Here is a 684-nt window from a genome sequence, read left to right as displayed (position 1 = left end):
GCGCATCCCCCTGAAGCCAGCCAGTGTCTCTGACCCCGGCACCACCCGCACAGCGATGTAATCCATCCAATTTCAGAAGAGCTTGCCCCTGGCAAGATGGTGTTGCTGCCCGTGCGCAGCGTCCCTCTTGCCAAGGAGTTCGCTATGACCTCGCTTCGGTTACGCATGATGGAAGATATGCAGGTCCGCAACCTGTCCCGACACACACAGGATTCTTATTTGCTGCAGGTTTCGCAGTTCGCCCGGCATTTCGCTAAATCGCCGGCTTTGCTCGGCCCGGAGGATATCCGCGCCTACCAGGTCTATTTGACGAACGAGAAGAAGCTGGCGCCACGTTCGGTGCACGTGACCGTCGCAGCGCTTCGATTCCTCTACCGCGTCACGCTCGGCCTCGATTGGGATTTCGACCAGATCATTCCGTGCCCAAAGGCGCCAAAGACACTGGCCGTCACTCTCAGCCCCGAGGAGGTGCTGCACTTCCTTGGCTGCATCGAGAGCTTCAAACACCACGCGATCCTGACGACATGCTATGCCGCCGGCCTGCGTATTTCCGAGGCGACCCGCCTGAAGCCTGAGGCTATCGACCGCCAGCGCATGGTGCTGCGCGTCGAGCAGGGCAAGGGACAGAAAGACCGCTACGTCATGCTGTCGGCCAGGTTGCTGGAGGTGCTGACGAACTATTGG

General features: G+C 59.9%; 1 protein-coding gene. It reads left to right on the top strand.

Annotated features, from left to right (window positions below; genetic code table 11):
* Window positions 1-144 precede the first annotated feature (144 nt).
* A partial coding sequence (locus IVB22_RS17555) for a phage integrase N-terminal SAM-like domain-containing protein (RefSeq protein ID WP_247518572.1) occupies window positions 145-684 on the top strand: 540 nt, incomplete at its 3' end.

Origin of the sequence: Bradyrhizobium sp. 190, from assembly GCF_023073415.1 — a bacterium.
GTDB lineage: Bacteria > Pseudomonadota > Alphaproteobacteria > Rhizobiales > Xanthobacteraceae > Bradyrhizobium.
This window is presented reverse-complemented; position numbering and strand designations above follow the sequence as displayed.